Genomic DNA, 15,702 nt, shown 5'->3' with positions numbered 1-15,702 from the left:
GGTACGGGGGGGCGGGCGTGGTCGGGGGACCCCGTGCCCCTCTATGGTTAGCGGCCATGTGGCCAGGACAGCAGCCGCCCGGGGGCGAGCAGAACCCGCAGGACCAGAATCCGAACCCCTACCAGCAGTCGGGGTACCAGCAGCCGAACCCGTATCAGCAGCCGCCGGCCCAGCCCGGGTACCCGCAGCCGCCGACGCAGCCGGGCTACCCGCAACAGCCGCCGCCCGCGCAGCCCGGCTACCCGCAGCAGGGGTACGGCCAGCCCGGTTACGGCCAGCCGAATCCGTACCAGCAGCCGACCGTGCCGCAGCAGTACGCGGTGCCGGGCCCCGGCGTGCCCGGTGGGCCCGACGGCGGGAAGAAGAAGCAGACGACCCTGGTGGCGATCGTCGCCGCGACCGCCGTGGTCGTCGCGGCCGGTGTCACCGGTTACCTGGTGCTCGGCAAGGACGACGAGAACCAGCCGACCGCAGGCGGCACGACTCCGCCCGTGTCGGCCTCCACCCCGGCGGAGCCGACGAGCGCTCCCCCGACCCTCGCCAACCCGCGCGACGGCGCCGGGCAGCAGCCGACCATCCCGGGCTGGAAGGTCGTCTTCAACCCGAAGTACGGCACCCTCTTCGACGTACCGCCCGAGTGGGAGGTGCTGAAGACCGGGACGATCACCGCCTTCGAGGACGAGAAGAAGAACGACGGCAGCCCGCTCGTGACGATGAGCTCGCCGGCGCGCTTCAAGAGCGAGTGGTGCACGTTCGACACCGACAAGAACGGCACCAACGAGACCTGGGGCCTGAGCACCGTCGGCACCAAGGGCGGCCAGGGCGCCAAGAACACCGGGGAGGCCGCGCGCGGTGAGGCCGCCTCGTGGGTGTGGGGCGGCTACGCGCAGCACATGCCCAAGAACACCGTCAAGGTCACCAAGCCCGTCCCGTACAAGACGACGTCCGGGCTCACCGGCAGCATGGCGACCGCCACGGCTTCGGGCGTCAAGAAGCGCAACAAGTGCGAGTCGGACGGCAAGTCGATCGCCTTCACCTTCAAGAACACCGCGGGCGACTTCTCGACCTGGGTGCTCTACGCGGCCGACAACGTCGCGGGCGAACTGCCGGACGCCACGATCCGTCAGATCCTCTCGACGGTCCGCCTCGCGCCGGCGACCTGACGGTCCCGGCCGGCGGGTCCTGAACCCGTCCTGACTCGTCCGGCCCCGGCCCAGGCGCGCGATGCACGCGCGCCGGGGGCGGGGCCGGGGGCACGACGGAACGCGCACGACCGGCCGGCCGAGCCGTCGCCGGGGCGGGGCGTCCGGATATCGGGTTGGCATCCGGGCGGGCCGACAGGGATAGTCCCGGGGTGAACAGTCCCGCCCCCACCCGCCGCATCCCGCTGGGTTCCCGCCGCCCCGAGTGGGCCGGCCGCAACTACGTCCTCCTCACCGCAGCCACCATCGTGACGAACCTCGGTACGCACGGGGCCCTGATCGCCACGACCTGGGCGGTCTTCGAGTCCGGGGGCGACGCGGGCGACGTGGGACTCGTGGCGATGGCCCGCTTCCTGCCGCTCGTCCTCTTCCTCCTCATCGGCGGCGCCATAGCCGACCGGGTGCCCCGGCACCGGGTGATGGTCGCCGCCAACGTCCTCAACTGCGTCTCGCAGGCCCTCTTCGCCGCCCTCGTGCTCACCGGCGACGCCCAGATCTGGCAGATGATGGTGCTCACCGCGCTCTGCGGCACCGGCCAGGCCTTCTTCAACCCGGCCGCCGAGGGCATGCTGATGGCCAGCGTCACCGGCGAGCAGGCGAGCCGCGCCTTCGCCGTCTACCGGATGGCCATGCACAGCGCGACCATCGGCGGAGCCGCCCTCGGCGGCGCCCTCGTCGCCTTCGTCGGACCCGGCTGGGTGCTGCTGATCGACGCGGTCGCCTTCGCCGTCGCGGGCGGCCTTCGCGCCTTCCTCGACGTCAGCGGCATTCCCGAACGCGCCCCGGGCGAAGGCCTCTTCGCCGATCTGCGGGAGGGCTGGCACGAGTTCATCGGCCGGCCCTGGCTGTGGTCGATCGTCGCCCAGTTCTCCGTCGTGGTGGGTCTGATCGGGGCGGTCGAGTCGGTGTACGGGCCGCTGGTCGCCCGGGCCGAACTGGGCGGCGCGCGGCCCTGGGGCATCGCGCTCGCCGCGTACGGCGTGGGAACGCTCGCGGGCGCCGTCTTGATGGCCCGGTGGAAGCCGCGCCGGATGCTGTTCGTGGGGACGCTGTGCGTGTTCCCGATCGCGCTGCCGTCAGCGGCGCTCGCCGTGCCCCTCGACGCGGTGGGGCTGACGGCCGCGATGTTCGTGAGCGGTGTGGCCATCGAGGTCTTCGGCGTCTCCTGGATGACGGCCATGCACCAGGAGATCCCGGAGGAGAAGTTGTCACGGGTCTCGGCCTACGACTGGTTCGGCTCGACGGCCCTGCTGCCGCTGACCACGGCGCTCGCCGGCCCGGCGGAGAGCGCGTTCGGCCGGAGTGAGGCGCTGTGGGGCGCGGCGGCACTGATGGTGCTCGTCACCGCGCTCGTCCTGCTGGTGCCTGACGTACGGAACCTGACCCGGCGTCCGCACGTGAAGGAGATCGCGTCCCCGCCGGCAACGGCGCCGTCGTCCCTGGCCGCGACTGTCCCCGCCCTCGCCGCCTCAGCCGATGCCGAAGGCGCCGTCCGGCGGGACGGGTGAGGGGACGGCCCCGGAGTCGCGGACCGGTTCCGCGTCTCCGGTGAACCGGCCGAGCGTCTCCCCGTGCTCCACGCGCGCGGGGAAGGCGTCCGCCGCGGTACGCCGGGCGAGGCGGGCGGTGTCGATCTCCCGGCCGGAGGCGACCAGGACCGCGTTCCCGAAGCGGCGGCCGCGCAGTACGGCCGGTTCGGCGACCAGCGCCAGCTCCGGGAAGACGGCCGCGAAGGTGGCCAGCTGGGAGCGGAGGAAGGCGAAGGGGGCCCCGTCGGCCAGGTTGGCGGCGTAGAGCCCGTCGGGTCGCAGGACGCGCCGGACCTCGCGCGCGTACTCGACGGACGTGAGGTGGGCGGGGACGCGCGAGCCCCCGAAGACGTCACCGACGACCAGGTCGGCCGAGGCGGCGGGCGCCGCCTCCAGCCATCGTCTGGCGTCGGCGGCGTGCACGGCGATCCCGGAGTCCGGGGGCAGCGGCAGGTGTTCCGCGACCAGGGCGAGCAGTCCGCGGTCCGCCTCGACCACGTCCTGACGCGAGCCGGGCCGGGTGGCGGCGACGTACCGGGGCAGGGAGAGCCCCCCGCCGCCCAGGTGGAGGACGTCGAGCGGTTCGCCCTCGGAGGCGGCGCCGTCGACGACGTGGGCGAGGCGGAGCGCGTACTCGAACTCCAGGTACGCCGGGTCGTCGAGGTCGACGTACGACTGGGGTGCACCGTCGACGGTCAGGAGCCAGGCCCGCTCCCGGTCCACGTCGGGCATGAGGCGCGCGGTGCCCTGGTCGACCTCGCGGATGACGGGGATGTGCTCGTTCACGTTCTCATTGTGCTCGTGGTGCCGGGGCGGGTGGTGCGGAGGGTCGGACCCGGTCCTGCCGGGGGGGGGTGCGGCGGGCCTGGCCGGTCCGCTTGCGCCGGGCGGTGATGCGGCCGCTCAGCCCGTCCACACCGCGGCGACCGCCTCCGCGTGCCTGGCCGCCTGGGTGTGGCCGGCGCGGGCCGCGGACGCCCGGTGGGCCGGGTCCAGCGCGTTGCGCCCGAAGGCCTTGCGGGCATCCGCGTCGGCGGTGATCACCTCGACGCGCGTGCCCGCCTCCGCGAGGTCGGCGCCCTGCCGGGACGGGGAGAGCACGACCTTGTTGCCTCGCCCGTCGGGGGCGATGACGACCACGCGGTCGTATCCGGCGGCGAGGTGGGCATTGGCCGTGGAGTGGATCCCGCCGTCGATCCACCGGCGGCCGCCGATCGTCGCCGGCGGCCAGAGGCCCGGGACCGCGCAGCTCGCGGTGACGGCGTCGGCCAGCGCAATCCCGCTGTCGGCGTCGTACGCGTGGAGTTCTCCGCTCACGGCGTCGACAGCGGTGACCAGCAGCCGCCGTCCGGGCCAGCCGGTGACGGGGTCGAGCCGCCGGGCCACGGTCTCGCGGCGGGCCGCCTCGTCGACGGTCCGGGCCGTGAGGGCGAGCCGCCCGACCTTCCGCCCGTACGCCTCGGGGGTGCGGGAGGTGAGGACGGCGACGGCGTACCGCAGCACCGTGGGGATCCCGAGGCGGGCGGCGGGCTCGGGGGCCGTCCCGTTCAGCTGCCGTTCGTACAGCTCCTCCACGGTGAGCGTGCCGGAGGCGAGCTGGGCCCCGACGACCGCACCGGCGGAGCTGCCGACGATCAGGTCGGCGCGGGACAGATCGGTCCCGGCCTCGGCGAGGCCCCGGAGGACCCCGGCCTCCCACGCCGCACCGACGAGCCCGCCCGCGCCGAGCACCAGGGCCGTCCGCCTCTCACCACGCGTCATGTGCCCAGTCTGGCCCAGCAGTTGGGAGACCGTGCGGCCGGGGTGACTCAGAGGTGCTTCAGGGCCTCGCGGACGGAGAGGGGGGAGAGCCGGGTGGTGTTCGTGGTGACGAAGGCGCGTACCTCGCCGGGGGCGGTCTTGGCGTACTCGCGGAGGGCCCAGCCGATGGCCTTGCGGAGGAAGAAGTCGGTGTCGGGGGCGCGGCGCAGGCGGTGGGCGAAGAGCCGGTCGGCGTCCGTGGCCGCCTTGAAGCGGAGCTGGTGGAGGAGGGCGGTGCGGGCCACCCACGGGTCGTCGTCCTCGATCCACTCGTCCATGCGGGCACCGAGGGGCGGATCGGCCGCGACGAGGCCGCCGACGACGTGGGCGGCGAGGTGGTCGACGGTGTCCCACCACGGAACGGTGGTGACGAGCCGGCGGGCGACGGGCAGGAAGCCGGAGGAGCAGCGCCTCACATGGCGGCGGAGGTAGTCGACGGCGAAGTAGTGGTACTCCCGCTCGGGGAGGGCGAAACAGCGCAGCGCGACGGCGGCGCAGTCGGTCTCGTCGGGGCGGGGGACGCCGTCGAGGACGGTACGGGACAGGGCCCGGCGCTCGGGGGTGCGTACGCCGAGGAAGGGGGCGACGCCCTTCATGTACGCGACCATCTCCTGCGCCCGGAAGGGGTTGCCCGCCGCCGGGTAGACCGTGGTGAGCCGGTCGAGGACGGTGTCGGCGAGGGCACTGTCGGGGACGTCCCCGGCGAGCGCGGCGCCGCCGCGTGGCGGCACGGTGTCGGTCATGGGGGCCTCCCTGTCGTGGGGCGTTCTGGCCGGGAATCGGGTGATCCGGGGCCCCGGACCGGAGGGGCCTCGTCCCGGGAGGCCCGGACCGGAGGGGCCCGGACCGGAGGGGCCTCGTCCCGGGAGGCCCGGACCGGAGGGGCCCGGACCGGAGGGGCCTCCCCCGGAGGGCCCGGTCCGGAGGGGTCGGCTGTGGACTGGGGGCCGGGCCGGCTGCGGACCGGCAGGCGGCCTCATCACCGCCCCCGGTGGCCGACCGGTCGCCCGTCCCCCGGCGGACGGACATGACGCGCATTACGGCGATCATACGGACGCGTCCGTTACTCTCCCCGAATGCTCGCTCCCGCGCCCCGGCCGCCGGGCTCCTTCGCCGTCCGCTGCTCCCACGCCCTGCTCTCGCCCCGCGCACGGCTCTCCCTGCTCCTCCTGCTGCTGCTCACGGCGGCGTCCCTCGTGGTGCTGTACGAGCCGCAGCGGCTCCTCGCCTCGGGCTGGCCGCCGCGGACGAGCGGCGCGGGGGCTGTGCTGCTCTTCGGCCTCGCGTACGGGGTGTGCACGGCGGCGTTCGTACCGCGGCCGGTGCTCAATCTCGCGGCGGGCGCGCTGTTCGGTTCGGCCGCGGGTCTGCCGGCGGCGCTCGCGGGGACGGTGCTGGGCGCCGGGATCGCGTTCACCCTCGGCCGGTTCCTGGGGCAGGACGCGCTGCGGCCGCTGTTGCGGGGCCGCTGGCTGACGGCGGCGGACGGGCAGCTGAGCCGGCACGGGTTCCGTTCGATGCTGGCGATCCGGCTGTTCCCGGGGGTGCCGTTCGCCGCGGCCAACTACTGCGCCGCGGTCTCCCGCATGGGGTACGCGCCGTTCCTCCTGGCGACGGCGCTCGGCTCGGTGCCCAACACGGCGGCGTACGTCGTGGCGGGCGCCCAGGCCGGTTCGCCGGGTTCGCCCGCCTTCCTCTTCTCCGCGGGGTTCATCGTCCTGTCGGGCCTGGCCGCCGCCGTGGTCGCCTGGCGCAAGCGGCACGGCCTGCGGGCCCCGGCCGCGGCTCCCGCCCCGGCGGACACGCCGAAGCCGGAGCCGGAGCCGGTGGCCGGTATCCGCTGAACAGGCCCTAGAGCGCCTCGACGATCATCGCGTTCGCGAGGCCGCCCGCCTCGCACATCGCCTGCAGACCGTAGCGGCCGCCCCTGGCGCGCAGGGCGTGGACGAGGGTCGTGGTGAGGCGGGTGCCGCTGGCGCCGAGGGGGTGGCCGAGGGCGAGGGCGCCGCCGTGGACGTTGACCTTGGCCGGGTCGGCGCCGGTCTCCCGCTGCCAGGCCAGGACGACGCTCGCGAAGGCCTCGTTGATCTCGAAGAGGTCGATGTCGGCGAGCGAGAGGCCCGCGCGGCGCAGGACCTTCTCGGTGGCCGGGATGACGCCGGTGAGCATGAGCAGCGGGTCGGAGCCGGTGACGGCGAAGCTGTGCAGCCGGGCGAGGGGCCGCAGGCCGAGGCTCCTGGCGGTGTCGGCGGCCATGACGAGGACGGCGGACGCGCCGTCGTTGACGGGGCTGCTGTTGCCGGCGGTGACGGACCAGTCGATCTGCGGGAAGCGGGCGGCGAAGGCGGGGTCCTCGAAGGAGGGCCTGAGCCCGGCGAGGACCTCGGGGCTTGTGGCGGGGCGTACGGACTCGTCGCGGCGGACGTCCTCGTACGGGGCGACCTCGGCGTCGAAGAGTCCGGCCGCCCAGGCGCGGGCCGCCTTGGCGTGCGAGGCGGTGGCGAAGGCGTCCATGGCCTCGCGGTCGATCGACCACTTGGCGGCGATGAGTTCGGCGCTGACGCCCTGCGGGACGAGGCCCTCGGGGTAGCGCTCGGCGACGCCGGGGCCGAAGGGGTCGGCACCGGGCGGCACGTTGGACCACATGGGGACCCGGCTCATGGACTCGACTCCGCAGGCGACGGCGATGTCGTACGCCCCGGAGAGGACACCCTGAGCGGCGAAGTGGACGGCCTGCTGGGAGGAGCCGCACTGCCGGTCGACGGTGGTGGCGGGAACGGACTCGGGGAATCCGGCGCCGAGCCAGGCGTAGCGGGTGGTGTTCATGGCCTGCTCGCCGACCTGGTCGACGGTGCCGCCGATCACGTCGTCGACGAGGGCGGGGTCGATGCCGCTTCGTTCGACGAGGGCGCGCAGGGTGTGGGAGAGGAGGGCGACCGGGTGGACGTGGGACAGGGCTCCGCCCGCCTTGCCCTTTCCTATCGGGGTCCGGACGGCTTCGACGATGACGGCGTCGCGCATGACAAGGCTCCTGAGTTGGAGAAGTGGACCGACACTCGTCGGTAACATATCCGAGTGGGTTGGGTTTTCAAACCTACTTCTCGGATGCTGCCCTACGCTGGAGCGATGAAGGCCTCCCCCCGCCCCTGCTCGATCGCCGACACCCTCGCGCTCGTCGGCGAGAAGTACGCCCTCCTCGTGCTCCGCGAGGTGTCGCTCGGGGTGCACCGCTTCGACCGGATCGCCCGCAACACCGGCGCTCCCCGCGACATCCTCACCGCCCGCCTCAAGCGGCTCGTCGAGGCCGGAATCCTGGAGAAGGTGCCGTACAGCGAACGTCCACGGCGCTTCGAGTACCGGAACACGGCCGCCGGCGAGGAGCTCCAGCCAGTCCTCGTGACCCTGATGGCCTGGGGCGACCGCCACCTCAACGCCGACGCCGGTCCCGTGGTCCTGGAGCACGAGTGCGGCGAGGTCCTCAGCCCCCGGCTCGTCTGCGCCCACTGCGGCGGCGAGGCCGTCCGCGAGACCCTGAGCGCCCGTGTCCGGGCCCCGGGATGGACGACGGCCGGGCCGACAGACCCTCAGGAGGCCTGAGCACGGGCTCGTCATCTTGGGACGGTACGCTGCGCACGACCTTCTGACCGCACACGTACATAACGGGACGGCCCTAGCCCCATGAGTTGGTTCGAATCGTTCATCCTCGGGCTCGTCCAGGGGCTGACGGAGTTCCTTCCCATCTCCTCCAGCGCGCACCTCCGCCTCACCGCGGCGTTCGCCGGCTGGCACGACCCGGGTGCGGCCTTCACCGCGATCACCCAGATCGGCACGGAGACCGCGGTCCTGATCTACTTCCGCAAGGACATCGCCCGGATCGTCTCGGCCTGGTTCCGCTCCCTCACGAACAAGGCGATGCGCTCCGACCACGACGCCCAGATGGGCTGGCTGGTGATCGTGGGGTCGATCCCGATCGGAGTCCTCGGCGTCACGTTCAAGGACCAGATCGAGGGCCCGTTCCGCGACCTGCGGCTGATCGCCACCACACTGATCGTCATGGGCGTCGTCCTCGGCATCGCGGACCGGCTTGCCGCCCGCGACGAGATCGGCGGTCGCCACCGGGTCGTCCGCGAGCGCAAGACGCTCAAGGAACTCGGCGTGAAGGACGGCCTGATCTTCGGCCTCTGCCAGGCGATGGCGCTCATTCCCGGTGTCTCCCGCTCGGGCGCGACGATCTCCGGCGGCCTGCTCATGGGCTACACCCGCGAGGCGGCCGCCCGTTACTCCTTCCTCCTCGCGATCCCCGCGGTCCTCGCCTCCGGCGTGTTCGAGCTGAAGGACGCGGGCGAGGGGCACGTCTCCTGGGGCCCGACGATCTTCGCCACGATCATCGCCTTCGTCGTGGGTTACGCGGTGATCGCCTGGTTCATGAAGTTCATCACCACGAAGTCCTTCATGCCGTTCGTGATCTACCGCATCCTGCTCGGCATCCTGCTGTTCATCCTGGTGGGCACCGACGTCCTCAGCCCGCACGCGGGCGAGTCAGGCGGCTGAACCCGGGCGGCACAGGTAGCGCTACCTAGCATTTCCTAGCGCCTGATTGCAGCACCACACCATGATTGTCTCCCACTCATCTCCCACCGGGGAGGCGGGACACGCCCCACCAGGACGTGTGCGTCCGCGAAGTAGGGGATGACGCGGAAGGGCCCACACAGCTACGACTGGAACGGGGACCTCGGCGATCCGGGGGCCTGGAGGCCCGACCGCAGCGCCTACAACGGTGACTACACGTGGGAGATCACGGCCATGCCGCTCAGCGGCATTGGCCCGACGCTCAAGGAGTCCGGTACCTTCACCGTCACCCGTACGTCGAAGCCGCACGAGAATCGGCAGCGGCTGGAGCACGTACAGCGACATCGTGGGTGTGGGTGACGCCAACCGCGACGGACGCCCCGACCTGATCGCCAACTCCGCAACCCATAGCAGTGCGTACTTCTACGCCGGTACGGGCCACACGCCCGCCCCCACCACTGGTCTTCATGTTCTCGCGCCAGAAGCGTCCGGCTTCGCCGGTCCGGACTTCCTGGCGGTTGCCGAATTCACCGGTGGTACCGCTGGGATTGAAGCTGATCACCGCGTCGTCACCGTTGCCGTAGTCGTGCGGTACGGGCACGCGCCGCACGGTCCGCGGCGGGGGCGAAGGAGCGGGCCGGGGGTGAGGTGTAGGCGCGGGCCAGGTCGATCAGGTGGGTCTTCTCGGCCGTGAGGGTCGTCGGGTGTTCCTGGCGGGTGAGGACGAGGGGGGCCACTCCGCGAGGAAACGATTCTGCTTCCATGGCGCACCGCGGGACGCCCGCGAGCTTCGCCCGGCGGGCCTCCTTCATCACACAGGCCAGGACCGCCGCGTCGGTCTGGGCGGGAGTGAGACCGTGCGGCCGGACGTGGTCGCGGGCCAGCAGCGCGAGCCCGGGCGGCACGTAGTGGTCGAGCTCCAGCATCGCGTCCCGGATCTCGATGAGCTTGCGGTAGGCCAGCAGTCTCCGCGGGATCGGCGGCCAGAGGAGTTCGAGCAGTCTCATGCGGCGTCCGGTCAGGACGACATGGGGGACGGCGCCCACCAGCGCGTGCCAGAGGGGCCAGAGACGCCACACGGTACGGGCGTCGGTCACGGCGCGGGCCAGCGCGACGCCGCTCGGGACGAGGATGGCCGTCGCGCGCAGCACCGCGTGCAGGTTGATCATGAGCGGGAGGTACGGCCCGACCCATTCCGCGTGGAGGACGAGGCGCAGCAGCCGGCCGGTCCAGAACAGCCCGGCGAACGCGGTGCCCGCGGCGAAGAGCCAGAGGGCGGTGGCCAGGAGCCGGTCGTCGGTGCGCAGGCCGTACCAGCAACAGATGGTCAGACAGACAGTGTTGGCCACCATGTGGGTGCCGATGAGAGTCAGCCAGTAGGCGAAGGACGGCGTCGGGCCGCCGGCGGCGAACACCGAGTGGGAGGGATGCGCCGGGGCGTTGAGGTCGAGGACCGTCAGGACGACCATGACCGTGCCGGTGGCGCCGAAGAGGCCGACTCGTAACAGGCGGCTCCCGGCGGGGGCGGAGACGAAGAACAGGACGGCGCCCGCCGAGACGACCCCGGTGAGGTTCCGCACCAGGTCGACGGCGTGGCCGGTGCCGGTGAGTTCCCTCGCCGTCGCGGTGACGACGGGCAGGTCGAGCACCATCGCCACGCCCGCCGTGGCCACCGCGAGCCAGAGCCCGCGCCGGTCGGCGGAGCGCAGGGACGGCGCCGCGCGCAGGAGTGCGGCGAGGCAGATGCAGAGACAGCCGGGGTACGCGAGCCACGTGCCGAACGCGGTCAGACTGGAGCTCAGCACCCGGGGTTCTCTACCCCGAGGGCGGCGCTCAGGCTGGCGAGCGGGCCGTGTGGCGCGCGTCGCGGCGGCAGGTCCGCCCCGGTGCGCAGCAGGCTCGCGAGCAGCTCGGCCTCGCGCTCCTGGAGGGTGGAGTAGTTGGTGCGCCCGAAGAGGCGGCCGATCAGCCGCGGATCGAGGTCCGGCAGGACCGCGCGCAGGGCGTCGTCCTCGTCCGGCCGGTCCGCGGCCGGGCGGTGGTCGAAGAGCATGTGGCCGAACTCGTGGAGCACGATGTGTTCCTGGTGGAGCGCCGAGGTGTGCTGCTCGTAGAAGATGTGGTCGTCGGCGGCCGTCGCGAGCCAGACGCCGCAGGCGCCGGCCGACGCGGCTTCGAGCGGTAACGGGTGGAGGTGCAGCGGCCGTCCCCGCTGCTCCGCGACGTGGTCGCGGAAGCTCGCGATGGAGAACGGCTGGGGGAGCCGCACCGCTTCGGCGAGCTTCCGGCAGCGCCGATGCAGGGTCAGGGATCGCAGCACCTACCGCTCCTCGTTCTCGGGTAACAGGGCGTCCTCCGTCCCCTGGGGGCCGACCTCGGGCAGGTTCTGCACTTTCCTCGTCTCGTTCACGATGGTCAGCAGGGAGTCGAGGCTCGCGGGCGAGAGCCCCGAGGCGCGCATCGCCAGACTGCGCACCTTGGCGTCCCGCAGGGCGGTGGCGAGCGCCAGCTGCGCCTGCACCCGCTGCGACACCTCCTCGTTGAGGAAGTACTCGGGGGGCACCCCGAAGAACTGGGCGAGGACGTCGAGCTGTTCGAGGGTGATGTTGCGCTTCTTGCCCGTGGCGAGTTCCCACAGGTACGTCCCCGAGATGGAGCCGCCGGTCACCGTGCTGATCTCCCGGGCGAGGCGGGCGTATCCGGGGCGCTGCTGCTCGTCGGGGTAGACGGCGTGGATCAGTTCGGTGAGCCGCTGGTCGAACTTCCGTAGCAGCGGGCGTACTCCGTCGTCGTGCGCCGGTTCCCCAGCCATGCGAACCATCCCTCCCGAAGACCCTGCAGAGGGCTCAGGCCATTCGTATCCCCGTCCGCAGGAGCGGACAAGAACGATTCAGGACACGTGCCGGGGCGGACAGGGCCGTCCACGTCAGCGGACACGTTGACGCCTGATCATGCGCTGGCTTAGCGTCACATTTCGGCTACGGTCGCCGACGAGGCGTCGCCCATCCCTCGAAAGGATCGCGATCGCATGGTGCAGCCGCGTGACACGCAGGACCGGTGGGTGCACCGGTCGAGCGCCGACCGTGGGAGGCCGGCCCGCCCACGGGGCGCGGTGGCCATGCGGAGAGCCGGCTTCCCCGGCATCGCGGCCGACGCCGTCCCCCGTACCGCTCCGTACCCACGCACCGTGTACTGACCCGCGGCCGTCACCCCGGCCCCGCATCCCCACTCATCCCCCACCCCCACACCCCCCACCCTCACACCCCTCACCCTCCCCCGTGATCTCCGCGCGCTCACCCGCGGTGGTTCCTCTCCCGCGCCGCCGCCCCGCCTTCGCGCGCCGCTCCGTCGCGCCCGCGGCGGCGGAGCCGTCCACCCTTTCCTGTCATCGATGACGTGCGTTCCTGGAGGCATTGATGTCCACGATTTCGGATCTACGACAGGCGTCGACCTTTGACATCGACATCCACACCCTGCTGCCGGCCGACTCGCCACGCTTCGCGCTCGACCAGGCACACGTGAGGGCGCTCGCGGAGAGCGAGACGGAGTTCCCGCCGATCCTCGTGCACCGGGCGACCCTGCGGGTCATCGACGGCATGCACCGGGTGCGGGCGGCCCAGCTGCGCAACATGCACACCATCGGCGCGCGCTGGTTCGAGGGGGACGAGCAGGCGGCCTTCCTGCTCGCCGTCGAGTCCAACACGCGGCACGGGCTCCCGCTCTCCAGCAACGAGCGGAAGCAGGCGGCGCTGCGGATATTACGTACGCACCCCCACTGGTCCGACCGCAGCATCGCCGAGCGGACCGGCTGGAGCGCCACCGGCGTGGGCGCGTTGCGCCGGGACATCGCCGACCCGGACGCGCGACCGGAGGCGCGGGTCGGACGGGACGGCCGGGTCCGTCCGTCCACCACGGCGGAGGGCCGCCGGGTGGCGGCCGAGGTGATCCGGCAGAATCCCGCGGCCTCGCTGCGGGAGATCGCCCGGCAGGCCGGGATCTCCGTGGGCACCGCCCGTGACGTGCGCCACCGGCTGGCCGAGGGGCGGCCGGCCGGCCCCGGCGCCGCCACGCCGCCCGCGCCGGACGAGGACCGTACGGGCCCACGGGGCGCGCCCGATCTCGCCCGCCGCATCACCCTCTTCGACGGGCTCCGCAACGACCCCTCGCTCCGGCTCAGCGAGAGCGGTCGGCTCGTCCTGCAGCGGCTGCACGCGCAGCTGCGGACCACCGAGGAGTGGAAGCGCCTCGCCCCCACCATCCCCCTGCACGGCCGGAGCGCGGTGGCCGACATCCTGTCCGCCTGCGCCGACGACCTCAAGGGGATGGCCCAGGAGCTGCGGTGCGCCGAGGAGTCCCTGACCGACTAGTTCCGGCCGGACCCGGTGGCGGCGCCTGCCCTTCCCAGGGCTCCGGCGCTTCCCAGGGTGGCGGCCGCCACCCGGTGGGCGACGGCGGTGACGACGAGCCGGCGGCCGACCCGCCACCGCCCGTGCAGGGTGTGGAGCGGCCATCCCTCGTCATCGCGTCCGGTGCGCAGGAGGCGGGCGCGGAAGGTCTGCCGGTACGGGTCGATGACCAGCTCCGCCTCGCGGAAGTCCAGCCAGGTCCCGGTCAGCGGGAACCACGCCTTGTACACCGACTCCTTGGCGCTGAAGAACAGCCGGTCCCAGTGGAGCATCGGCAGGGCGCGGGACAGCTCCGTCAGGTGGGCACGCTCGGCGGGGGACGCGATCCGCCGGAGCAGGCCCGGCGGCAGCGGCGCGTGGGGTTCGGCGTCGATGCCCAGGGCGGCGACGTCGATCCGGCGGGCCACGGCGGCGGCGCGGTAGCCGTCGCAGTGGGTCATCGAACCCACCACGCCCTCCGGCCAGCTCGGCGCGCCCCGCTCCCCCGGCACCATCGGTCCGGCGGGCCGGCCGAGGGAGGTCAGGGCGAGCCGCGCGCAGTGCCGTACGGTGGCGAACTCCCGGCGCCTACGGTCCCCGGCCCGGCTGAGCACGGCCGCCTCCTCCGGGAAGATCCAGGCGTCCGGGACGTCGCCGAACTCCTCGGCGGTCAGCGCCGCTTCGGGTACGAGCCCGGTCAGGAGCGTGGGCGTCATCGCTTCGCCCCCGACGGCTTCCCGCCCGCCTGCCCTGCGGTCTGCGGGTGCGGCACCGCCGCCTCCCACTCCGCGGCCAGCTCCCGCAGATCCGCGTCGACCATCTGGCGCGGGTAGGCCCAGCGCAGCAGGGGCGTGGTCATGGCGGTGGTCACGAGGGCCATGACGACCATGAGGGAGTACAGGTCCGTGTCGAGCAGCCCCAGTTGCAGCCCGACGCCGAGGATGATGAGTTCGGTGAGTCCGCGGGTGTTCATGAGGATGCCCAGCGTCGTCGCGGACCGTCCGGGCCTGCCCGCGGCCCGCGCCCCCAGGTAGGCGCCACCGAACTTGCCGCCGATCGCCACGAGAAGGATCAGGCCGAGCTCGCCGAGTCCGCCCGCGTCCACCGTGCTCAGGTCCACCTTGAGACCGGCGACCGTGAAGTACGCGGGCAGCAGCATCCAGGTGACCGTCTCGAACCGGTCGGCGACGGCCGCGCGCAGTCGCTCCGTGCCCTGCCGCGGCACGATCGCGCCCGCCAGGAACGCGCCGAAGATGAAGTGCAGCCCGAACCACTCGCTCAGCGCGCCGGAGACGAGCAGCAGCACGGTCAGGACCCCGAGCACCCCGGCCCCCGGCCCTCGCCCGCCGGCCCCGGTTCCGCCCGGCTCGCGGGCGGCCAGGAACCTGCCGAGGAGCGGCCGTACCACCGCGATCATGACCACGGCGTACGGCAGGACGAGGAGCACCTGCCAGGAGCTCTGGCTCCCGGTGAAGGCGAGGACGGCCGCGAGCAGCAGCCAGGCGACGACGTCCCCGGCGGCCGCGCTCGCCATCGCCAGCGCGCCGACCCGGGTGTGCTGGATGCCCCGGTCGGTGAGGATGCGGGCCAGCACCGGGAAGGCCGTGATGGACATGGCCGCGCCGAGGAACAGCACGAAGCCGAGCCGGTCGCCGACCGCGTGGCCGTTCCACAGCCAGACCGCGAGCACCGCGCCGAGTCCGAACGAGCAGACGATCGAGCCCACGGACACCCCGACCGCGGCGCGCTTGTTCCCGCGCAGCAGCCGGTGGTCCAGTTCGAGGCCGACGAGGAACATGAACAGCGCGACGCCGAGGTTGCCGAGCGTGCTGAGCATCGGCCGGACGTCCGTCGGGAAGACCGCGTCCGAGAGGGCGCCGTGGAACAGCGTCGGACCGAGCAGGACGCCGGCGAGGATCTCGCCGAGGACGGCCGGCTGGCCGCATCGCCGCGCGAGGCGCCCGAGCACGTGCGCCAGGGCGAGGACCGCCGCCAGCCCCATCATGATCATGGCTGTCTGGTGGGTCGTCATGAACACTCCTTCTCCGCGCCGGGGGTGTCCAAGTCGTTAGACACGGCGTTCCGGGCGTTGCTATGTTGAGAGGTATGTCGAGTCCTGAGGCGGAAAGAAGCGAGCCACCGGTGATCCGGTGGCTGATCGCGTAACCCTCTGACGACCCTGCTTTCCCCGGCCTCTGCCGCCGAGCAGCGCGTCGC

At 72.9% G+C, this 15,702-nt stretch carries 16 protein-coding genes; 6 read left to right on the top strand and 10 right to left on the bottom strand.

Annotated features, from left to right (window positions below):
- Positions 1-56: 56 nt before the first annotated feature.
- Both ACZ4VK_RS06255 and ACZ4VK_RS06250 read left to right on the top strand, forming a co-directional pair.
- On the top strand, positions 57-1,163 hold the full coding sequence (locus ACZ4VK_RS06255) for a DUF8017 domain-containing protein (protein ID WP_468349061.1): 1,107 nt from the start codon (positions 57-59) through the stop codon (positions 1,161-1,163).
- Positions 1,164-1,354: 191 nt separating this feature from the next.
- On the top strand, positions 1,355-2,710 hold the full coding sequence (locus ACZ4VK_RS06250; RefSeq protein WP_468349059.1) for an MFS transporter: 1,356 nt from the start codon (positions 1,355-1,357) through the stop codon (positions 2,708-2,710).
- Here ACZ4VK_RS06250 and ACZ4VK_RS06245 read toward each other — a convergent pair.
- From ACZ4VK_RS06245 to ACZ4VK_RS06235, 3 genes are all read right to left on the bottom strand, one after another.
- Positions 2,672-3,517, bottom strand: coding sequence for a spermidine synthase (locus ACZ4VK_RS06245; RefSeq protein WP_468349057.1), 846 nt, complete (start codon positions 3,515-3,517; stop codon positions 2,672-2,674). The two genes, ACZ4VK_RS06250 and ACZ4VK_RS06245, sit on opposite strands and share 39 nt — an antisense overlap.
- A gap of 117 nt (positions 3,518-3,634) precedes the next feature.
- The gene (locus tag ACZ4VK_RS06240) at positions 3,635-4,492 is read right to left on the bottom strand and encodes a patatin-like phospholipase family protein (RefSeq protein ID WP_468349055.1); all 858 of its coding nucleotides are present in this window, start codon (positions 4,490-4,492) and stop codon (positions 3,635-3,637) included.
- 47 nt (positions 4,493-4,539) lie between these two features.
- Positions 4,540-5,274, bottom strand: a complete 735-nt coding sequence (locus tag ACZ4VK_RS06235; RefSeq protein ID WP_468349053.1) for a DNA alkylation repair protein — start codon at positions 5,272-5,274, stop codon at positions 4,540-4,542.
- A gap of 333 nt (positions 5,275-5,607) precedes the next feature.
- Here ACZ4VK_RS06235 and ACZ4VK_RS06230 point away from each other — a divergent pair, with 333 nt between their 5' ends.
- Positions 5,608-6,375, top strand: coding sequence for a TVP38/TMEM64 family protein (locus ACZ4VK_RS06230; protein WP_468349051.1), 768 nt, complete (start codon positions 5,608-5,610; stop codon positions 6,373-6,375).
- Positions 6,376-6,382: 7 nt separating this feature from the next.
- Here ACZ4VK_RS06230 and ACZ4VK_RS06225 read toward each other — a convergent pair whose 3' ends face one another.
- The gene (locus tag ACZ4VK_RS06225) at positions 6,383-7,552 is read right to left on the bottom strand and encodes a thiolase family protein (RefSeq protein ID WP_468349049.1); all 1,170 of its coding nucleotides are present in this window, start codon (positions 7,550-7,552) and stop codon (positions 6,383-6,385) included.
- A 105-nt stretch (positions 7,553-7,657) separates the two neighbouring features.
- Here ACZ4VK_RS06225 and ACZ4VK_RS06220 point away from each other — a divergent pair, with 105 nt between their 5' ends.
- On the top strand, positions 7,658-8,128 hold the full coding sequence (locus ACZ4VK_RS06220; protein ID WP_468349046.1) for a winged helix-turn-helix transcriptional regulator: 471 nt from the start codon (positions 7,658-7,660) through the stop codon (positions 8,126-8,128).
- Between the two features lie 81 nt (positions 8,129-8,209).
- The gene (locus ACZ4VK_RS06215; protein ID WP_468349044.1) at positions 8,210-9,082 is read left to right on the top strand and encodes an undecaprenyl-diphosphate phosphatase; all 873 of its coding nucleotides are present in this window, start codon (positions 8,210-8,212) and stop codon (positions 9,080-9,082) included.
- Between the two features lie 304 nt (positions 9,083-9,386).
- Here ACZ4VK_RS06215 and ACZ4VK_RS06210 read toward each other — a convergent pair whose 3' ends face one another.
- The 4 genes from ACZ4VK_RS06210 to ACZ4VK_RS06195 are packed head-to-tail and all read right to left on the bottom strand — an operon-like array spanning position 9,387 to position 11,912.
- Entirely contained in the window at positions 9,387-9,701 is a 315-nt protein-coding gene (locus ACZ4VK_RS06210; RefSeq protein WP_468349042.1) for a hypothetical protein, read from the bottom strand.
- Positions 9,670-10,905, bottom strand: a complete 1,236-nt coding sequence (locus ACZ4VK_RS06205; RefSeq protein WP_468349040.1) for an MAB_1171c family putative transporter — start codon at positions 10,903-10,905, stop codon at positions 9,670-9,672. Before ACZ4VK_RS06205 ends, ACZ4VK_RS06210 begins: the two co-directional genes overlap by 32 nt.
- Entirely contained in the window at positions 10,899-11,420 is a 522-nt protein-coding gene (locus ACZ4VK_RS06200) for a hypothetical protein (RefSeq protein WP_468349038.1), read from the bottom strand. Before ACZ4VK_RS06200 ends, ACZ4VK_RS06205 begins: the two co-directional genes overlap by 7 nt.
- Entirely contained in the window at positions 11,421-11,912 is a 492-nt protein-coding gene (locus ACZ4VK_RS06195) for a hypothetical protein (RefSeq protein ID WP_468349037.1), read from the bottom strand. It abuts the gene before it with no gap.
- 604 nt (positions 11,913-12,516) lie between these two features.
- On the opposite strand from ACZ4VK_RS06195, the gene ACZ4VK_RS06190 reads away from it, so the two are divergent.
- Positions 12,517-13,467, top strand: a complete 951-nt coding sequence (locus ACZ4VK_RS06190; RefSeq protein WP_468349035.1) for a ParB N-terminal domain-containing protein — start codon at positions 12,517-12,519, stop codon at positions 13,465-13,467.
- Here the strand turns inward: ACZ4VK_RS06190 and ACZ4VK_RS06185 are convergent.
- Both ACZ4VK_RS06185 and ACZ4VK_RS06180 read right to left on the bottom strand, forming a co-directional pair.
- Entirely contained in the window at positions 13,464-14,201 is a 738-nt protein-coding gene (locus ACZ4VK_RS06185; RefSeq protein ID WP_468349033.1) for a 4'-phosphopantetheinyl transferase family protein, read from the bottom strand. The genes ACZ4VK_RS06190 and ACZ4VK_RS06185 overlap by 4 nt on opposite strands.
- On the bottom strand, positions 14,198-15,517 hold the full coding sequence (locus ACZ4VK_RS06180) for a cation:proton antiporter (protein WP_468349031.1): 1,320 nt from the start codon (positions 15,515-15,517) through the stop codon (positions 14,198-14,200). Before ACZ4VK_RS06180 ends, ACZ4VK_RS06185 begins: the two co-directional genes overlap by 4 nt.
- Positions 15,518-15,702: the final 185 nt, after the last annotated feature.

Source organism: Streptomyces sp. NPDC028711, from assembly GCF_055565415.1.
The sequence above is the reverse complement of the archived record's forward strand: the minus strand, read 5'-3'. Positions and strand labels throughout refer to the sequence as shown.